Raw genomic sequence first — 18,101 nt, 5'->3', positions numbered from 1 at the left:
GGGCTCCTCAGATCCAGCCCTGGAGCTCGCGCAGCACCAGCGTGCGGATCACATCCATGCCGGGATCGCTGTCGTTCAGACACGGGATCGCGGAAAACTCCTCGCCGCCATTGTGCTTGAAGATCTCGGCATTCTCCTGCGCGATCTCCTCCAGCGTCTCCAGACAGTCGGCGGAGAAGCCCGGCGTCACCACCGCGATGCGACGCACGCCTTCCTTGGCGAGGCGCTCCATAGTCTTGTCGGTGTAAGGCTGGAGCCACTCGTCATTGCCGAAGCGGGACTGGAAGGTCAGCAGCAGCTTTGTGTCGTCCATGCCGAGCCGGCGGCGCAGCGCCTCGGTCGTGGCGACACACTGCTCCTGATAGGGATCGCCCTTGTCGACATAGGATTTCGGCATGCCGTGGAACGAGGCGACGATCAGCTCCGGCGTGAACGACAGCGTCGCCAGATGCGTCTCGATCGAGGTCGCGAGCGCCTCGATATAGGCTTCGTCCTCGTAATAAGGTGGCGTCACCCGCAGCGTCGGCTGGTTACGCAGGCGGGCGAGCACGCGGAACACTTCGTCGCAGACGGTCGCCGAGGTCGGAGCGGAATATTGCGGATACAGGGGCACAGCGAGGATGCGGTCGCATCCCCTGGCGATCAGCGCGTCGATGCCCGCCTTGATCGAGGGATTGCCGTAGCGCATCGCCCAGTCCACGACGACGTGATCGCGGTCCGACAGCGCGGCCGCAAGCTTGTCGCTCTGCGAGCGCGTGATGGTCTTCAGCGGCGACTCGTTCCGCTCGGTGTTCCAGATCTTCTGGTAGTCGAGCGCCTTGGTGCGGGGACGGCTGCGCAGGATGATGCCGTTCAGCACCAGTTGCCAGATCAGGCCCTGGTCCTCGATGACGCGGGCGTCGGACAGGAACTCCTTGAGATAGACCCGCACGCCCGGCGCATCGGCCGTATCGGGCGTGCCGAGATTGACCAGAAGCACGCCGACGCGCTTCGGGGCGGACTGAACGGCCGGCTTCGCAGTCTCGATGGGGACGACGTTTGTCATGGCTCTGTGGGTCGCGCGTTGGTCCGAACTTGTCAAGATGAGGCCGGAATCGCTAGGGTCGCACCCAAGCGGGAGGGGCTGATGACACTCGCGGAATGGTGCGTTCTTGGAACGCTGCTGCTTTACTTGTCTACGATCGTCGCGATCAAATGGATCAGGTTTCGCGGGTTCGACAATTCACGCCCGCGCGATCCGGCTTTCTACGAGGACGCGCTGGCGCAGCGCGCGCTGGGTGCCCACCAGAACGGCATCGAGACCTTCCCGTTCTTCGCCTTCGCGGTGCTGCTCGCCGAATTCCGGGAGGCGCCGCAGCGGCTGATCGACGAGCTCGCCGTGCTGTTCCTGATCGTGCGGATCGCCTACGTGCTGACCTATCTCGGCAACCGCCCGACGCTGCGCTCGATCCTCTTCAGCATCGGCTTCGCGATCAATCTCGGGATCTTCTTCATGCCGATGTTGAAGCGGTTTTTGCCGGTGTGAGTCCCGTGTCCCGGGACGCGGTGCAGCGCTCTTGCGCTGCTCCGCAGAGCCGGGACCCAGAAGGTGACGCGATCCCCTACAAAGAGATGGGCTCCGGCTCTGCAGCGCATCGTCGAAGAGACGCTGCGCTGCGTCCGGGGCACGAGAGTTTTCCCTAGAAACACGTCGTCCGCTCAGCCGCGATGTAGCCGAACAACAGGCCCGCGCCGAACAGCAGCACGAGGGCGGCGGCGCCGAATTCGATGCCGCGCATGAACAGCGCGCCGCCGCCGTCGCGCCCGGCGCTGAGGCGGGCGGCGATGTCCTTGGCGGAGACGGCGACGACCGCGATGGCCGCGACGGTGATTGCAGTGCCGAGGCCCATCAGGAAGGTCGCGGCGATGCCGGCCCAGAACAGGCCTTGCGCCAGCGCGAACACCAGCACCAGGATCGCGCCCGAGCAGGGACGGATGCCTACGGTCAGGATCGCGGCAAACCCGCGCCGCCAGCCGCCAGGGCCGGCGAGCTCGTTCGGCGTCGGGCCGTGGGAGTGGCCGCAATGCTCGTCGTGGACGTGGTCGTGCGCGTGATGGGCGTGGGCATGACCATGACCATGATCGTGGTCGTGATGATCGTGCGCATCATGATGATGGTGATGGCCGTGATCATGGTCATGCGGCACGCCAGCGATCGCCGGCACCGGCTGAACCGCCTGGAGCGCGCGGATGAACGTGCGGCCCTTGACCCAGACCAGCCGCAGGCCGAACAGCGCGATCAGGGCGTAGCTCGCGATCTCGATCGCGCCTTCCGCCTTGCACATGGTCTTGGCGGTCGCGTTCAGCACCCAGGCCGAGACTCCGACGATCAGGATCGCCACCAGCGACTGCATCAGCGCCGAGGCGAACGACAGCGCGATGCCGCGCCGGGCCGTCTCGCGGTTGGCGACGAGATAAGAGGCGATCACCGCCTTGCCGTGGCCGGGACCGGCGGCGTGGAAGATGCCGTAGGCAAACGAAATGAAGAGCAGCGTCCACACCGCCGAGCCGTCGGACTTGGCGGCGCGGATGGTCGACGACATCTGGCGATAGAATTCCGACTGCTTTGCCAACAGCCAGCCGATGAGGCCACTGGCCTCGGGCTCCGCCGCTTGCGCCGGGCGCGGCGCGCCAAAGGGATTTTGTGCGAGGAGATCATGGAGCGCGGCGTCGGCCGCGCCCACGACGAGGAGAACCGCCGTACAGGTGAGGAGCCCACGCGCGAGCGGGGAGAGTTGCGGCTTCAAGGGCAATCCACCGTGATCTTGTTGGCGAACATCATGCCAAAGTTGGCGTTCGGGCCATCCATGAAGGTCTGCTCGTTGAGCTTCTGCGCGGTCGCCGTGCCGTCGCTGGGGCGGTCGAGCTTCATCTGGCAGCCGGCGGGCGCACCGATCAGCTTGACCGGATTGTCCTTGGCCATCTGGAAGTCGATGAAGAAGGAGCGGTCGAACACTTCGAGCACCAGCTGTTTGGGCTTGACCGCGTTCTTCAGCGGCAAGGTGAAGTGCAGGGTCAGCACCGTATCCTTGTAATCGAGGAAGTAGTCGACCGGCTCGTTAAAACGCTCCTTCTTGCCGTCGGCTCGCGCGAAGGTGAAGTAGGCATATTCCTTCAGCGACTCGACATTGGTCTGCGCCAGCGGCCCCAGTTCCTCGCGCGTATAGGCGCCCTTGGTCTTGCTCTCGAGCCCCTGCACCGCATAGGCAGAGAACATGTCGTCAAACGTCCAGGCGTGTCGCACGCCGGTGATGCTGCCGTCGGCAGCGTAAACCAGCTCGCTGGTCGCGGTAATCCAGACATGCGGATGCGCGCGCGCAGCGCCCGCCGCGAACACAAGACCAGCGGCGAGCAGCAGGCCGAACAGGGCGCGCATGCCCATCAGGCCGCCTTGGCGCCGTCGAGCAGGCCACGACGACGCAGCAGCGCATCGGGCTCCGGCGGGCGGCCGCGGAAGGCTTCGTAGGCGGCTTCTGGATCGACCGATCCGCCTGAGGAGTAGATGTCGTCGTGCAGGCGTTTTGCGACGGCGGGGTCGAATATGTTGCCGGCTTCCTCGAACGCGCCGAAGGCGTCGGCGTCCATCACCTCAGACCACATGTAGCTGTAATAGCCGGCGGCATAGTGGTCACCGGAGAAGATGTGACCGAATTGCGTGGGCCGGTGGCGCAGCGAGATCTCCTCGGGCATGCCGATCTTCTCCAGCTCCTTCTTCTCGAAGGCGCGGACATCCTGCGCAGCCGAGGCCGGCTGGGTGTGGAATTCGAGGTCGACCAGTGCCGAGGAGACGAACTCGACCGTGGCAAAGCCCTGGTTGAATTTTCGCGCGGCGAGGAAGCGCTGGAGCAGATCGTCCGGCAGCGGCTCGCCGGTCTGGTAGTGTTTTGCGAACTGCTGGAGCACCTCGGGCCGCTCCTGCCAGTGCTCGTAGAGCTGCGACGGCAGCTCGACGAAGTCGGTGAACACGGAGGTGCCCGACAGCGACGGATAGGTCACGTTGGAGAGCATGCCGTGCAGGCCATGGCCGAACTCATGGAATAGCGTGCGGGCATCGTCGGGCGACAGCAGTGAGGGCTCGCCATTGGCACCCTTGGCGAAGTTGCAGACGTTGATGATGAGCGGCGCGATCTCGCCGTCGAGCTTCTGCTGGTCGCGCAGCGAGGTCATCCAGGCGCCGGAGCGCTTCGACGGCCGGGCATAGTAGTCGCCGTAGAACAGCGCCTTGTGCTTGCCATCCGGACCCTTCACCTCCCAGACCCGCACGTCCGGGTGCCAGGCCGGGACGTCCTTGCGCTCGGCGAAGGTGATGCCGAACAGGCGCGTGGCGCAGTCGAAGGCGGCGGCGATCATGTGGTCGAGCGTCAGGTACGGCTTGATCGCGGCGTCGTCGAAATTGGCGCGCTGAAGCCGGAGCTTTTCGGCGTAGAAGCGCCAGTCCCAGGGCGCGAGCTTGAAATTGCCGCCCTCGGTCGTGATCAGCGCCTGCATCTCGTCGCGGTCGGCGAGCGCCCGTGCCCGCGCCGGCTTCCAGACCCGCTCGAGCAGGCCGCGCACCGCATCCGGGGTCTTGGCCATGGAATCCTCGAGCCGGTAGGCGGCGAAGGTCGGATAGCCCAGCAGCTTCGCGCTCTCCTCACGCAGCTTCAGGATCTCGACGATGGTTCCGTTGTTGTCGTTGGCATTGCCGTTATCGCCGCGCGCCGTAAAGGCCTTGTAGACCTTCTCGCGCAGGTCGCGCCGGGCCGAGCTCTTCAGGAACGGCTCGGTCGAGGAGCGCGAGAGCGTCACGATGGCCTTGCCTGCCATGCCGCGCTCGTCTGCCGCAGCCTTGGCGGCGGCGACGAAGCTTTCGGGCAGGCCCTGGCGGTCGGCCTCCCCCAGTTCCATGAACCACTCCTGCTCGTCGCCGAGCAGATGGTGGCTGAAGCTCGTGCCAAGCTGGGCAAGCTTTTCGTTGATCTCGGCCATGCGCGTCTTGGCCTCGTCGGACAGGCCGGCACCGGCGCGGTGGAAGCGGGTGTAGGTGCGTTCCAGGAGGCGCAGCTGTTCCGGATCGAGACTGAGATTGGCGCGATTCTCGTGCAGCTGGGCGATGCGGCCAAACAGCACGGCGTTCATCATGATCGGATTCCAGTGCCGCGCCATCCGAAGCGAGACCTCCTTGTCGATCTCCAGGATGGCCGGGTTGGAATGCGCCGAGACGAGGTCGTAGAAGACCGAGGCGACCTTGCTCAGCAGCTTGCCCGAGCGCTCCAGCGCCGTGATGGTGTTGGCGAAGTCGGCCGCCGCGGGATCGTTGGTGATCGCGGCGATCTCCGCCGAGTGATCCGCGAAGGCCTGCTCGAAGGCCGGGAGGAAGTGCTCCGGCTTGATCTCGTCGAAGGGCGGGGTCGCGAACGGCGTCACCCAGGCCTTCAGCAGCGGATTGGTCTCGGAGTCCGTAGTTTGGCGGGGATCTGACATCGCTGGTCTCGTTTTTGAGCCTGATTTGTTGGGGCCAGCTATAGCACGCGATGGGGCTTTTTTGGGCCATTTGCCCTTGCTCCCGGCCGCCTTTTCGGGGAGATTGCGGCCCTCGAAGCCTGGCCTCGAAGCCTTGGGACCCCTGAACTCATGAACGCGCCTTCCTCCTCCCGTCAGATCGTCTGGCCGAGCGTCATCACCGTCATCAGCGCCGCCATCCTGATCGGTGCCGAAGTGTTCGGCGCGGCGTTTGCCGGCGGCTGGGCGCTCGCAATCCTGTTGGGGCTCGGCGACCAGGGCGCACACATCCTCCAGGCCGTGCTGTTCGCGCTCGGCGTACTGGTGATGACCGCCTTCATCCGCGCAGCTCAGCGCGTCGAGCCGTTCTTCAAGCGCCGTTGACGCTTCTCGCGCGTCAGAGACACGCGCGCGTCACAGAAAACTTAACGCACGTTCATCTTCCGCGTCGCTCGCGCAACACTGCGCAAGCAGATGTTAGGCAATTCTGTCCGCAGCCTAAAAAAATTCTTGCGAAGCAGAGTCAAAAGCCTTATGTGCGCTCTTGCCCAATTTCGCACGTGCCTGTGGTCGTGTGTCAGTCGGTAGGTATCCGGACAAGAGGCCGGACAGCCGCCAAGGGGTGAAGAAGCCGAGGGGCTCTTCGGAAGTGCGAAGGTCGCGAGACCCAAGCAAACCCGGAGCGTCCAGCATCTCTCTCAAAGAGATGCCTTGTCGAAGGTGACTTCACTTTTTGCAACCGTGACTGGCAGCCGGAGGCGAACCGGCGCACCCCGCTCTCAACGGGGGACGCGACTTAAAGCAACGACGGATCGGGCTTTTTTGGTCTCTACCGGCATTCCAACGCCGGCGCGGGCTACTGAAAAGGCTTGTCCTTCATTGCCAGGTGTGCGGGCGGGAAATTCCCAACCAATCCACGGCAGCACAGTCTGGTTTGAGTCTCGTGGCTTTGTCGCGCCTCCATCGCGCGATCTGGCCGGAGCGCTCATATCCGACACTATTTTTTTGAACGGATCCCCGTCGCTGGGCCGTTTGGGAGAGTGCTATGACCGATCGTATCCAGGAATTCCTGCGCAACCGCCGCAGCGAGGGCCTCGACACCGAGCCGTGCCTCGTCGTCGACCTCGAAGTCGTGCGCGACAATTACCAGACCTTCGCCAAGGCGCTGCCCGACAGCCGCGTGTTCTACGCCGTCAAGGCGAACCCGGCGCCGGAAGTGCTGTCGCTGCTCGCGTCCATGGGCTCCTGCTTCGACACCGCGACGGTCGCCGAGATCGAGATGGCGCTGGCCGCGGGCGCGACGCCCGACCGCATCTCCTTCGGCAACACGATCAAGAAGGAGCGCGACATCGCGCGCGCCTTCGCGCTCGGCATCCGGCTGTTCGCGGTCGACTGCACCGCCGAGGTCGAGAAGATCGCCCGTGCCGCTCCCGGCGCGAAGGTGTTCTGCCGCATCCTCTATGACTGCGCCGGCGCCGAGTGGCCGCTGTCGCGCAAGTTCGGCTGCGACCCGGAGATGGCCGTCGAGGTGCTCGACGTCGCCAAGCGCCTGGGCCTGGAGCCGTGCGGCATCTCCTTCCATGTCGGCTCGCAGCAGCGCAAGGTGAAGGCGTGGGACCGCGCGCTGGCGATGGCCTCGCAGGTATTCCGTGACTGCGCCGAGCGCGGCATCAACCTGACCATGGTCAACATGGGCGGCGGCTTCCCGACCAAGTACCTGAAGGACGTGCCGCCAGTCGTCACCTACGGACGCTCGATCTTCCGCGCGCTGCGCAAGCACTTCGGCAACCAGATTCCGGAGACCATCATCGAGCCGGGCCGCGGCATGGTGGGCAATGCCGGCATCATCGAATCCGAGGTCGTGCTCATCTCGAAGAAGAGCGACGAGGACGAGGTGCGCTGGGTCTATCTCGACATCGGCAAGTTCGGCGGTCTCGCCGAGACGATGGACGAGTCGATCCGCTACGCCATCCGCACCCCGCATGACGGCGCGGACATGACGCCATGCGTGCTCGCGGGCCCGACCTGCGACAGCGCCGACGTGCTGTACGAGAAGAGCCCGTATCCGCTTCCCGTCACGCTCGAGATCGGCGACAAGCTGCTGATCGAAGGCACCGGGGCCTATACGTCGACCTACTCGGCGGTGGCATTCAACGGCATCCCGCCGCTGAAGACCTACCACATCTAAGCCGCCTCGCTTTTTCAGAGGCCTGACGAACCCGGGAGCCGGCTTGCCGGCTCCTTCCCTGACATTTCGATTTCTGACGACGCCTTGGACCGGCGTGCTCCTCGCACGTCCGTTCAAGCGGGGACTGACGCGCCATGACCACTTTTCGGAAGCCACAAGTCGCCCTCACTTCGAAAGCCGCTCCGTTCGCGATCCGTGCGGAACGTGCTGCCGACGTCGCGACGCGTGAAGCGCTGCTGGATGCGAGCTTTGGCGAGACCCGCCATGACCGCACCTGCCAGCGCCTGCGCGACGGACGCGCACCTGCCGCCGGCCTCGCGCTGGCTGCCGTGCGCGAGGGGACGCTCGTGGGAACCGTGCGGCTGTGGCACGTCAGCGCCGGAGGCAGGCCCGCTCTGGTCCTCGGACCACTGGCGGTGGACCCTGCCTGCCGCGAGCTCGGGATCGGCGCCGCGCTGATGCAACAAGCGCTGGCCGCCGCCCGGGCGCGCGGGCATCAAGCCGTGATCCTGCTCGGCGATGCCCCCTATTACGCCCGCTTCGGCTTCACCGGCGAGAAGACCGGCGCGCTGTCGCTGCCCGGCCCGTTCGAGCGCGACCGCCTGCTGGCGGTCGAATTCACCGACGGCGCGCTCGATGGCGCCGAGGGGATGATCGTTCCGACCGGAGCGGCCTTGCCCAAACGGAGGTCGGTTCGCGGCCTCCACGCGCAAGCGGCCTAAGGGATCGTCATCGAGGTGACGACCCAAGCCGCGTTAAGCGGCAACGTCCGGCCGCGCCTGCGCCAGCCTCTGTTCGTTTGGGGTTGCGCGAGCCCCGGAAACGCCCTTTAACCCCACGAAATTTCCCCTTTTCAGTCGAGGCCGAACCCATGTCCCGTCGCCTGATCTCCACCGGTTCTCCCCTCGAGAAGACCGTCGGCTACAGCCGCGCCGTGATCGACGGCGATTTCGCCTTCGTCGCGGGAACCACTGGCTATGATTACACGACGATGACGATGCCTTCTGATGTCACGAGCCAGTCACGCAACTGCTTCAAGACCATCGAAGCCGCCCTGAAGGAGGGCGGATTCGAGATGGCCGATATCGTCCGTGCGACCTATTACGTCACCGACGCCAGCTTCATCGATGCCCACTTCGCCGTCTGCGGCGAGGTGCTCGGTGACATCAGGCCGGCGGCGACGTTGCTGGTTGTCAGCGCCCTCGCCAAGCCCGAGATGAAGGTCGAGATCGAAGTCACCGCCAAGCGCCGCAGCATCTGACAAGCGCCGCAGCGCCTGATCCACCCCCATCCTTTGTCCGCCAGCACGTTCCGGAGAAACCATCCATGAGCCCCACCCCGCAGATCTATGCGAAGATCACCGGTCCCATCGTCATGGTCGGCTTCGGCTCCATCGGCAAAGGCACGCTGCCGATGATCGAGCGGCATCTCGACTACGACAAGTCGCGCGTCACCGTGATCGACCCCAAGGACGAAGGCCGCAAGGCGCATTGCGAGAAGCAGAATGTGCGCTTCATCCAGAAGGCCGTGACCAAAGACAATTACCGCGAATTGCTGACCCCGCTGCTCACCGAAGGCGGCGGCCAGGGCTTTTGCGTCAATCTCTCGGTCGACACCGGCTCCACCGACATCATGGAGCTCTGCAACGAGCTCGGCGCGCTCTATATCGACACCGTCAACGAGCCGTGGCTCGGCTTCTATTTCGATGCCACGAAGGGCCCGGAAGCGCGCTCCAATTACGCGCTGCGCGAAGTGACGCTGGCCGCCAAGAAGGCGCGCCCCCCGGGCTCGACGACGGCCGTCTCGTGCTGTGGCGCCAATCCCGGCATGGTCTCGTTTTTCGTCAAGCAGGCGCTGCTCAATGTCGCCGCCGATCTGAAGCTCAATGCCCCCAAGCCGAAGACCAAGGCCGAATGGGCGGACCTGATGCGGCAGGCCGGCATCAAGGGCATCCACATCGCCGAACGCGACACCCAGCGCTCCAAGACGCCGAAAGAGCCTGACGTGTTCGTCAACACCTGGTCGGTAGAAGGTTTCCTGTCGGAAGGCGTGCAGCCGTCCGAACTCGGCTGGGGCACCCATGAGAAATGGATGCCCGAGAATGCGAAGACCCACGAGGCCGGCTGCGGTGCTGCCATCTATCTGATGCAGCCCGGCGCCAACACGCGCGTGCGCACCTGGTGCCCGACCCGCGGCGCGCAATACGGCTTCCTCGTCACCCACAACGAGTCGATCTCGATCTCCGATTATTTCACGGTGCGTGACGCATCGGGCAAGGCGGTCTACCGGCCGACCTGCCACTATGCGTATCATCCGGCCGACGATGCCGTGCTGTCGCTGCACGAAATGTTCGGCCGCGCCGCCAAGATGCAGGAGAAGCACCACATCCTCGACGAGAACGAGATCGTCGACGGCATCGACGAGCTCGGCGTGCTGCTGTTCGGCCATGACAACAATGCCTACTGGTACGGCTCGCAGCTCTCCATCGAAGAGACCCGAGCGCTCGCGCCCTATCAGAACGCCACCGGCCTGCAGGTGACCTCCGCGGTGCTCGGCGGCATGGTGTGGGCGCTGGAAAACCCGAACGAAGGCATCGTCGAAGCCGACGAGATGGATTTCGATCGTCTGCTGGAAATCCAGCTGCCGTATCTCGGCCCGGTCAAGGGTTTCTACACCGACTGGACGCCGCTGACGGATCGTCCCGGACTGTTTCCGGAAGACATCGACACCAGCGATCCCTGGCAGTTCCGGAACGTCCTGGTGCGCTGATCGGGCACCACGCCTGATCGATCATGATGCCCGGCCTCGCGCCGGGCATTTTTTGTTCGCGACCTACTTCGCCATGTAGTCGAATGCCACGCTGCCGAGCCCCAGCGTCAAATCCGCCTTGAAGTGCAGCGCGGAGACGACTTCGCGCACTGGCAGGCGGGCAACATCGCAGAGCGCATGGGGAAACAGGCCGAGCGCGGCGGGACCGGTCCAGGCTTCCTTCAGCGTGATGTTCTCGAGATGAAACCGTACCAGCTCGCAGATCCGCGGGCTGCCGTCCACATGCGGAATGATCTTCAGGATGAAGTTCGGCGCCTTCATCGAGTTCAGCACGGTCTCGTGATCGAGCGGGCGGTGCTTGTAGCCCATGGTCGCAGACGCGCACAGCACCGAGCCGTAGTGCAGCGAGCCGACGAGCACGTCGCTCTCGACCTCGATCTTCGGCTTCGCCAGCTTCTTCGGAAAACCCCACAGCTCGCGGCCGCCGGCGATTGGCCCCTCATCGTCGAGATACATCGCGTGGGTGTAGGCGCCCAACTCGCCCTTGAAGCGGACCGGGATCACCTGCCCGGTTTCGGTGTAGTCGCCGAAGCCGGTCGAGTCGGGCATGCGAATGAATTCGTATTTCACCAGCGGCTCCGCCACCTCAAGCGGCTCGGGCACGATCGCGGCGAGGGCTTCGGGATCGGTCCTGTAGGTGATGATGAAATATTCGCGGTCGAAGAAGCGATATGGCCCCGGCGGGAATGACGGGTTGGTGAGCGGCATCGAATAAGCGGTGCGGCGGACGTCTTCGATCTTCATGGGAGGCCCCATCTGTCGTTGGCGCGACGGATTATGGAACGGGCCGTTTGCCGAGGCGAGATCAAATGCGCGTCACAATACTCTGGCCGTCGGGCTACTTCTCCCGGATCGGCGGCGCGATCTTCTCCGCGGGCGCCGCCGGCAGTGCCGGCTTGGTCGCCGCACCCTGCGTCTGTGGATCGGGGCGCGCGGGCTCGGGGGCCGGCGTCGTCGGCCGGTCGCCGCCGGGCTTGGCTTCCGCGGGCGTCTTGTTCTGATCGTCGGATGGCGTGCCCTGAAGCGGTTGCGTCGCCTGCGCCGTCTGCATCCGGCTCTCGGCCCGGATCTGCGCGAGTGACAGGCCTGACACCACGACGCCTGCTGCGAACAGCGAGCAGGCGATCATCAGGTCGCGTTTCAGTCTGCGTTTACCATCATTGCCGGGCATGTCGATCACCGCCTTTTGTCCGCGGGACCAACGATCTTGCCCCACGACGGTTCCGCTGCCCGCAAGGCGGGAACCTGTCGCTTGAGCGCCAAAACGCCGCGCTATTACGTGGTGCTGACTTCCCACGTCGCGTGGCGCACGCCCGGCAAATGCTGGAGATCGGTCGCCACCACGTTCAGCTCGTTCGGGTCGATCGCGGTCGCGACCAGCTTGGCGACGATCTCCAGAACGTCGTCCCCGATCTCGGCCACGTCGATATCGGCCACCGGATATTTCGCGGCCTCGAGCTTCTCGACGAGCCGGTCGCGCATGTCAGGCAATGCATCCGGCGCGACGGCCAGCTTGAAGTAATAGGTCGCCTCCGAGGTCTTCTCATTCAGCGGGATGCGGTTGATGGCATTGACCAGGGGGCGCAGCATGGTGTTGCCGGCGATGACGAACACGGTCAGCGCGGCGGCCTGCGCAACCATGTCGGCACCGGCACAGGAGCCGACCGCGGCCGAGGCCCACAGCGTCGCCGCGGTATTGAGCCCGCGCACGTCCATGCCCTGCTTCATGATGACGCCGGCGCCGAGGAAGCCGATGCCGGAGACGACGTAAGAGATCACCCGCACCGCGCCGTCCGAGCCGGTCAGATGCATGGCCAGATCGACGAACGCGGCGGCGCCGACCGCGACCAGCACGTTGGTGCGCAGGCCCGCGGTGCGCTGGCGATACTGCCGCTCGGCGCCGATCAGTGTGCCCAGCACGAAGGCCGTGGTCAGGCTGACCAGCGTGTCGGCGAAGTCGGCAAGCTGGAAGGTCGTCAAAAACCGCATGGTCCCTCGCACGGGTTGGCAACGATCTATGCGAGAGCGCCGACGAGGTCAATTTGGACGGGCATCGGCGCTGTGGAAGCCGATGCCCGTCCGATCGTTTCGCGTCAGTGGGCGGCCGCAAGCTGCGCCTGCTGCGGCGGCTGGTAGCTGAGCAGCGTTCCGCCGTTGCCATCTGCCGACAGCACGAAGGACGAGGCCGAATACTGCGCCAGCAGCGCCCAGGAATAGCTCTGGCCGCCGTCGGTCGTGACCGTGAGGTTGTTCGAGCCGTCGACAGCGACGCTGCTGACCACGGTGTTGCGGAAGTCGATGTAGTCATCGGCGCCGAAATTGGCGATCGAACCGGCGAGGCCCGCCGGCGCGTCCAGCCACAGCATTGCGCCGTTGCTGCCGCCGAAATCAACGTTCTGAAGCAGGCCACCGGCATAGACATGCTCGCTGCCACCATCCACGTGCGTGTTCGTGGCCGTGCCGCCGGAGCCGACGTCCTGCTCGCCGCCACCGCTGACGGAGGCACCGCTCGCAGCACCCGCCACGAACTGGAAGCCGCCATTGATGGTCGCGTTGCTGTCGGCAGCGCCGGCGTCCACGTACTGGAGGCCGCCGGTTGTGATCACCGTATTGGCGGTTTGTCCGCCCGAGCCGACATATTGCCGCCCACCGGCGTTGATGGTGGTGCCGGTGGCGTGGCCGTCGGCTTGCACCTGCTGGTCCCCGCTCAGCACGGTATTGGTGACGGTTGCGTTGGCGACACCCTGGAAGCCGCCCGCGACAACCGTCGTGGTGTCGGCGCTGCCGCCGCCATAGACCTGCTGTTTGCCGCCGGAGGCGACGGTGACGCCGATGGCCGTGCCGAAGTCGTTCTGAACGCCGCCGCTCACGATGACCATGCCGGCGGACGTTCCGCTCAGCCACTGCGTGCCGGCATTCGTCGCGTTGAAATCGTTCGCACCGGCAGCGACGAACTGCACACCGAAGGCATCGATCAGGGTGTTGCGGCTGGTGCCGGCCTTGTCGACAATTTGCTGTCCCCCCGCCTTGATTTCGGTGTGAACCGCGTTGCCGCTGTTGGTGATCTGCTGATAGCCAAACAGGACGGCGTCGGTCGCCGTACCGGAGACGATGCCCTGGCTGCCTCCAGCCAAGATGGTCGCGGTGAAGGATCGGCCGCCAAATGCGACGGTCTCCGTCCCGCCATTTTCAATCACCGCCCCGGTCGACACGCCATAGTTCACCACTGACGCGCCACGAAGGATAGTCGTCCCCACCGTGGACGTCCCGGGGAGTGCGCCGGGGCCGGGCATGACAAGGGTCGAACCCGACATCACGTACGCGTTCGTAAGCGAGGTGCCTCCGGGGAGATTGGAGCTGCGGACCAGCGGAATGGCCTGCGACACGCCGAGATTGCCGGCGGCGTCACGCAGCTGGGCCGTTACGTAGGAGATACCGATCACCGGAGAGAGGTTGTCCAGGTGCCAGGCGCCGTCGGTGCTGGTGACGGTGTAATTCGTCCCGCCGTAGGACACGGTCAGAGTGGCCGGCGCGTCGGCGAGATCAAGCGTGCCGCGGATGTTGACAAGGTTGGATGTTGCATCCGAATTGACGACGCTCGTGATCGCGAGGACGGGAGCCGTCGTATCGACCGTGAACGTGAATGCCGGGCCGAAGGTGCCGTTGCCCTGCGTGTCGGTCGTGGAGGCGACATAGCTGTAGGTGCCGTCGTGCAGGCCGGACACGCCGAGGCGCCATGTGCCGTCCCGGCCAACCGTGGCCGTCCCGACGATCGCGTGGGTTACGGCATCGGAGACCGAGATGATGTCGCCGGCATTGCCAGCACCGGTCAGCGTCGTTGCACCGCCGTTGAAATGCGCCGCATTGATGTAGTTCTTGCCGTCAGTGCCAGGCGTCACGTCCGCGTCGGTGATGGCCAGCGCCGGGGACGTCCGCACGATCGTGTAGGCCGGTCCCGACTCGTTGGATGAGCCGCTGAGCAGGATATCGGTGCCCGTAGACTGGTTGAATCCCGAGCCGAATTGATATCCGACCAGAATGTCGGCCTTGCCATCGCCATTGAGGTCGCCGACCCCGATCTGCCCGGCGGTCTTGTCGAGCGGTGAGACCCTTGCTGGCCCGAACGTGCCGTCGCCGTGACCATAGAAGGTGACGAGCGTATTGTTGGTGGTGACGACCATGAGATCGGCCTTGCCGTCACCAGTGACGTCTGCGACCGCGCCGCTGCCAATCGTGGCCCCCGCCTGAAGAGTCCCGGACGAGCTGAAAGTGCCGTCGCCGTTGCCGAGCAGGATCGAGATCCCGGTCCCGCTCACGGCTGCCATGTCGAGCTTGCCGTCACCATTGAAATCGCCGGTGACAACGGTGGTCGCCGTCCCGACCTGGGAGGACGGAGCCTGGAATGTGCCGTCACCGTTGCCGAAGCTCAGCGCTATTGCCGAAGACGAGTTCCTCGTCACCAGGTCGAGCTTGCCGTCGCCATTGAAATCGCCATAGGCGATGGAGCTCGCGCCGAGGCTCGTGGTGATGGCGGTCCCAAACGTACCGTTGCCGTTGCCGGGCAGGACCGTGCTGCCGATCACGATGTCGGACACACCATCGCCGGTCACGTCGATCACCTTGGGTGTTTGATAGGCTCCGCCGGCGGCATAGCTCGTCGCGGCCCCGAATGTGCCGTCACCATTTCCGAAGCGAACCTTCAGACCGGCGCTGGTGACCTGCGCGAGGTCCAGCTTGCCGTCGCCATTCAGATCGGCAAGCGTTACCAGCGCGAATACGTCTCCCGTTCGTTCACTGGAAACAGAAGAGAAGTGACCGGTCCCGTCATTCAGCGCCACCTCAAGGTAGCCTATGCTGAAGGCAAAGGTTCCTCCCGTCACAATGTCCAGCTTTCCGTCTCCATTGACGTCGCCGACCGCGATGGACGTCGGAGGGTTGGTGATCAGCGCCGTTTCGGATTGGAACGGTCCGACATAATAGCCGCTGGAATCCCGGACGTTGGTCCCGGTGAACTGGAGCGCCACCGAGCCGGAGCCAGAGCCGGTGTTGACCGTGACGGTATAGCTCGCGCCGTTGCTGCCGGCGACCGGGGACACATCGGTGATGCCTGCGCCGCCGATGCCGCCGGTCAATGCGAGGCTGAACTGGTCGGCCGCGACGCCGAGAACGGGCTTCGAGAAGGTCACGGTGTAGTGCACCGTGCCGGCATCGGTCTGGGTCGGATCGGTGGCCGTGATGCTGGTGATGGTCGGAAGATTGGAAATGGTTGGCATCGGAATTCCCTGCGGTGGCGCGCGTTGATGCGAGGCCTCGAATTGCACGCAGGCTCCGGACAAACCGGTGCCAGGCGCAATCGATCGCGCGACGGCAATTCGAAATTGCACGTCGCGCACTCTGCATCTGCGACCCTACAGGGGCTGCTTGTCGGCTATGTTACACGTTAACAAAATTAACGTAACGGGGAGAGGCTGTGCACAGCGGGCCTTACAGCTCCAGCAATCCGCCGTCGCCGTTTTCGTCAGCGAACGCTAGCAGCGTGCCCTTGGCATTCCAGGCGATTGCGGCCACGGGTGGCGTGCCATTACGACGAACCAGAATCTCCGCGCCGTCCTCCAGCCGCACCATCAGCACGGTGCCGTCGCTGTAGCCGGCAGCGAGGAGGTCGTTCTTCGGATGGCAGGCTACCACGGACACGCGCGCCTGAAGCGGCGCGAGCATCGCGGGCTCCTTGCCCATCGGGCCGTCCTTGCTGGCGAACGGCCATATGATGACGGTGTCGGCGCCCGAGGTCGCCAGCCCCTTGCCGCCCGCGCTCCAGGACATCGAACGGACGCGGCTGGGATAGCCGGTCATGCGCATGTGCCTGTTGTCGGCGAGCCGCCAGCCGTGCAGCGCCGATTCATGCATGGTGGTGACGAGGAACTTGTTGTCCGGGCTGAAGGTGACGCCGAGATGCGAGCCGGCCCAGGGCAGGAATTCGGCCGAGCCCTCCATGTTCGGAAACCACAGGGTGGCGCCGTTGTAATGCGCGATCGCCAGCCGCAGGCCCTTCGGCGCGAACGCGAGACCACCGACGGTCGAGGGCACCTCCAGGGACTTCTCCTCGCCCTTGCCGCTCTTGACGGTCGCGACCTTGCCAGCCGACCAGGCGAAGGCGCCATCCGGATGCAACGCCACTGCGTCGATCCAGCGCCGCTTCGGATCGGTGGCGAGCAGCGTCACCTCGCCCTTGGCGTCGAGCGAGACGACCTTGCCATCGTCGCCCCCCATGATGAGGCGCTTCCCGTCGGAGGCGGTCGAGAGAATGCCGCCGCTATGGACAGCGACAGTGCTGATCTCGCCCTTGGCATCGACGAACGCGACGTTCTCCTCACCGCCGACAAAGGCGGCACGAGGCCCTAGGAAATGCACCCACGTCACGCCCATGCCGAGCGTAACAGGCTTGACGCGGTCGGTGACGGAGACGATCGAGGCGGAATCGGGGGCGGGCGTGAACTCTTTCATCACGAGACGATGCAGCTCTCGAAGCCCGTGCGAATGAGCTCTTCCGGCAATTCGCGGCCGATGAAGACGAGGCGGCTTTCGCGCGGCTCGCCGTCCTTCCACTTCCGCTGGTGGTTGCCCTCCAGCATCATGTGAACGCCCTGGAACACGTAGCGGTCGTCGTCGTCGTGGAAAGCGAGGATGCCCTTGGAGCGCAGGATCTTGCCGCCCTCGACCTGCACCAAATTCTGGAGCCAGGGCATGAACACGTTCGGATCGAGCGGCTTGTCGGTCTTGAGCGACAGCGATTGCATGTCCTCGTCGTGATAGTGCTTCAGGCCGTGGCCGTGATCATGGTGGTGATGATGGTCGTGGCCGTGGTGATCATGGTCGTGGTCATGATCGTCGACCTCGAGGAAATCAGGCTCGATGTCGAGGATGCGGTCGAGGTCGAACGCGCCGCGATCGAGCACGTCGGCCAGCGCCACCGAGCAGCGCTCGGTGCGGTGGAGTTTCGCATAGGGATTGATGCCGCGGATGCGGGCCTCGACTTCGGCAAGCTCCGCCTTGGTGACGAGATCGGTCTTGTTCAGCACGATGACATCGGCAAAGGCGATCTGGTTCTTGGCCTCGGGCGCGTCCTTGAGCCGGTCGGACAGCCATTTGGCGTCGGCAACGGTGACGACCGCGTCGAGGCGGGCGTTCTTCTGCACGTCCTCGTCGACGAAGAAGGTCTGGGCGACCGGTGCCGGATCGGCGAGACCCGTGGTCTCGACGATGATGGCGTCGAACTTGCCCTTGCGCTTCATCAGGCCGTCCATGATGCGCACGAGGTCGCCGCGCACGGTGCAGCAGATGCAGCCGTTGTTCATCTCGAACACTTCCTCGTCGGCGCCGATGATGAGGTCGTTGTCGATACCGATCTCGCCGAATTCGTTGACGATGACGGCGTATTTCTTGCCGTGGTTTTCCGACAGGATGCGGTTCAACAGCGTGGTCTTGCCGGCACCGAGATAGCCGGTCAGCACGGTCACGGGAATTTTGGAGGCGGTCGCTTCAGACATAACAACTCCGAGGTCGG

At 64.8% G+C, this 18,101-nt stretch carries 16 protein-coding genes; 6 read left to right on the top strand and 10 right to left on the bottom strand.

All coding sequences use genetic code 11. The features are described 5' to 3' along the window. Positions 1-7: 7 nt before the first annotated feature. Positions 8-1,045, bottom strand: a complete 1,038-nt coding sequence (gene hemH / locus B5V03_RS39585) for a ferrochelatase (RefSeq protein WP_129275827.1) — start codon at positions 1,043-1,045, stop codon at positions 8-10. 81 nt (positions 1,046-1,126) lie between these two features. Between hemH and B5V03_RS39580 the strand changes: the two genes are divergently transcribed. Further along, positions 1,127-1,525, top strand: coding sequence for an MAPEG family protein (locus B5V03_RS39580; RefSeq protein WP_129275826.1), 399 nt, complete (start codon positions 1,127-1,129; stop codon positions 1,523-1,525). A 154-nt stretch (positions 1,526-1,679) separates the two neighbouring features. Here the strand turns inward: B5V03_RS39580 and B5V03_RS39575 are convergent, their stop codons facing one another. From B5V03_RS39575 to B5V03_RS39565, 3 genes are read right to left on the bottom strand one after another with little or no spacing between them, the layout of a single operon-like run. Beyond that, positions 1,680-2,786 (bottom strand): nickel/cobalt transporter, encoded by a 1,107-nt coding sequence (locus tag B5V03_RS39575; protein ID WP_206736248.1) that lies wholly within the window; start codon positions 2,784-2,786, stop codon positions 1,680-1,682. Continuing rightward, complete coding sequence (locus B5V03_RS39570; protein WP_129275824.1) at positions 2,783-3,421, bottom strand: DUF1007 family protein; 639 nt, start codon at positions 3,419-3,421, stop codon at positions 2,783-2,785. The genes B5V03_RS39575 and B5V03_RS39570 overlap by 4 nt, the downstream gene beginning before the upstream one ends. After that, positions 3,421-5,502: a M3 family metallopeptidase gene (locus tag B5V03_RS39565; protein ID WP_129275823.1), complete on the bottom strand. Its 2,082-nt coding sequence runs from the start codon at positions 5,500-5,502 to the stop codon at positions 3,421-3,423. Before B5V03_RS39565 ends, B5V03_RS39570 begins: the two co-directional genes overlap by 1 nt. 150 nt (positions 5,503-5,652) lie before the next feature. Here B5V03_RS39565 and B5V03_RS39560 point away from each other — a divergent pair, with 150 nt between their 5' ends. From B5V03_RS39560 to B5V03_RS39535, 5 genes are all read left to right on the top strand, one after another. Then, a complete protein-coding gene (locus B5V03_RS39560; RefSeq protein WP_129275822.1) occupies positions 5,653-5,904 on the top strand; it encodes a hypothetical protein in 252 nt (83 codons plus the stop codon). A 661-nt stretch (positions 5,905-6,565) separates the two neighbouring features. Continuing rightward, positions 6,566-7,708, top strand: a complete 1,143-nt coding sequence (locus tag B5V03_RS39550; RefSeq protein WP_129275821.1) for a type III PLP-dependent enzyme — start codon at positions 6,566-6,568, stop codon at positions 7,706-7,708. A 134-nt stretch (positions 7,709-7,842) separates the two neighbouring features. Continuing rightward, a complete protein-coding gene (locus B5V03_RS39545; RefSeq protein WP_129275820.1) occupies positions 7,843-8,430 on the top strand; it encodes a GNAT family N-acetyltransferase in 588 nt (195 codons plus the stop codon). 149 nt (positions 8,431-8,579) lie between these two features. Beyond that, positions 8,580-8,969 (top strand): RidA family protein, encoded by a 390-nt coding sequence (locus B5V03_RS39540; protein WP_129275819.1) that lies wholly within the window; start codon positions 8,580-8,582, stop codon positions 8,967-8,969. Between the two features lie 65 nt (positions 8,970-9,034). Continuing rightward, the gene (locus tag B5V03_RS39535) at positions 9,035-10,477 is read left to right on the top strand and encodes a homospermidine synthase (RefSeq protein WP_129275818.1); all 1,443 of its coding nucleotides are present in this window, start codon (positions 9,035-9,037) and stop codon (positions 10,475-10,477) included. A 63-nt stretch (positions 10,478-10,540) separates the two neighbouring features. Here B5V03_RS39535 and B5V03_RS39530 read toward each other — a convergent pair whose 3' ends face one another. The 6 genes from B5V03_RS39530 to B5V03_RS39505 all read right to left on the bottom strand — a co-directional run bounded on the left by B5V03_RS39530 (position 10,541) and on the right by B5V03_RS39505 (position 18,084). Further along, positions 10,541-11,281: an acetoacetate decarboxylase gene (locus B5V03_RS39530; RefSeq protein ID WP_164988609.1), complete on the bottom strand. Its 741-nt coding sequence runs from the start codon at positions 11,279-11,281 to the stop codon at positions 10,541-10,543. A 94-nt stretch (positions 11,282-11,375) separates the two neighbouring features. Beyond that, positions 11,376-11,708 (bottom strand): hypothetical protein, encoded by a 333-nt coding sequence (locus tag B5V03_RS41950; RefSeq protein ID WP_164988638.1) that lies wholly within the window; start codon positions 11,706-11,708, stop codon positions 11,376-11,378. Positions 11,709-11,812: 104 nt separating this feature from the next. Continuing rightward, positions 11,813-12,526 carry an MgtC/SapB family protein gene (locus B5V03_RS39520; protein WP_129275815.1) on the bottom strand — a complete coding sequence of 238 codons (714 nt, stop codon included), beginning with the start codon at positions 12,524-12,526 and terminating at the stop codon, positions 11,813-11,815. Positions 12,527-12,630: 104 nt separating this feature from the next. Next, positions 12,631-15,810: an FG-GAP-like repeat-containing protein gene (locus B5V03_RS39515; protein WP_129275814.1), complete on the bottom strand. Its 3,180-nt coding sequence runs from the start codon at positions 15,808-15,810 to the stop codon at positions 12,631-12,633. A 211-nt stretch (positions 15,811-16,021) separates the two neighbouring features. Further along, positions 16,022-17,041, bottom strand: a complete 1,020-nt coding sequence (locus tag B5V03_RS39510) for a WD40 repeat domain-containing protein (protein ID WP_164988608.1) — start codon at positions 17,039-17,041, stop codon at positions 16,022-16,024. Then, positions 17,041-18,084 (bottom strand): CobW family GTP-binding protein, encoded by a 1,044-nt coding sequence (locus tag B5V03_RS39505; protein WP_129275812.1) that lies wholly within the window; start codon positions 18,082-18,084, stop codon positions 17,041-17,043. Before B5V03_RS39505 ends, B5V03_RS39510 begins: the two co-directional genes overlap by 1 nt. Between the last annotated feature and the right edge of the window lie 17 nt (positions 18,085-18,101).

This window comes from Bradyrhizobium betae (genome assembly GCF_004123905.1).
In the GTDB taxonomy this organism is placed as follows: domain Bacteria; phylum Pseudomonadota; class Alphaproteobacteria; order Rhizobiales; family Xanthobacteraceae; genus Bradyrhizobium; species Bradyrhizobium betae_A.
Note: the sequence above shows the minus strand (reverse complement) of the source record. Positions and strands in the feature narration are given on the sequence as shown.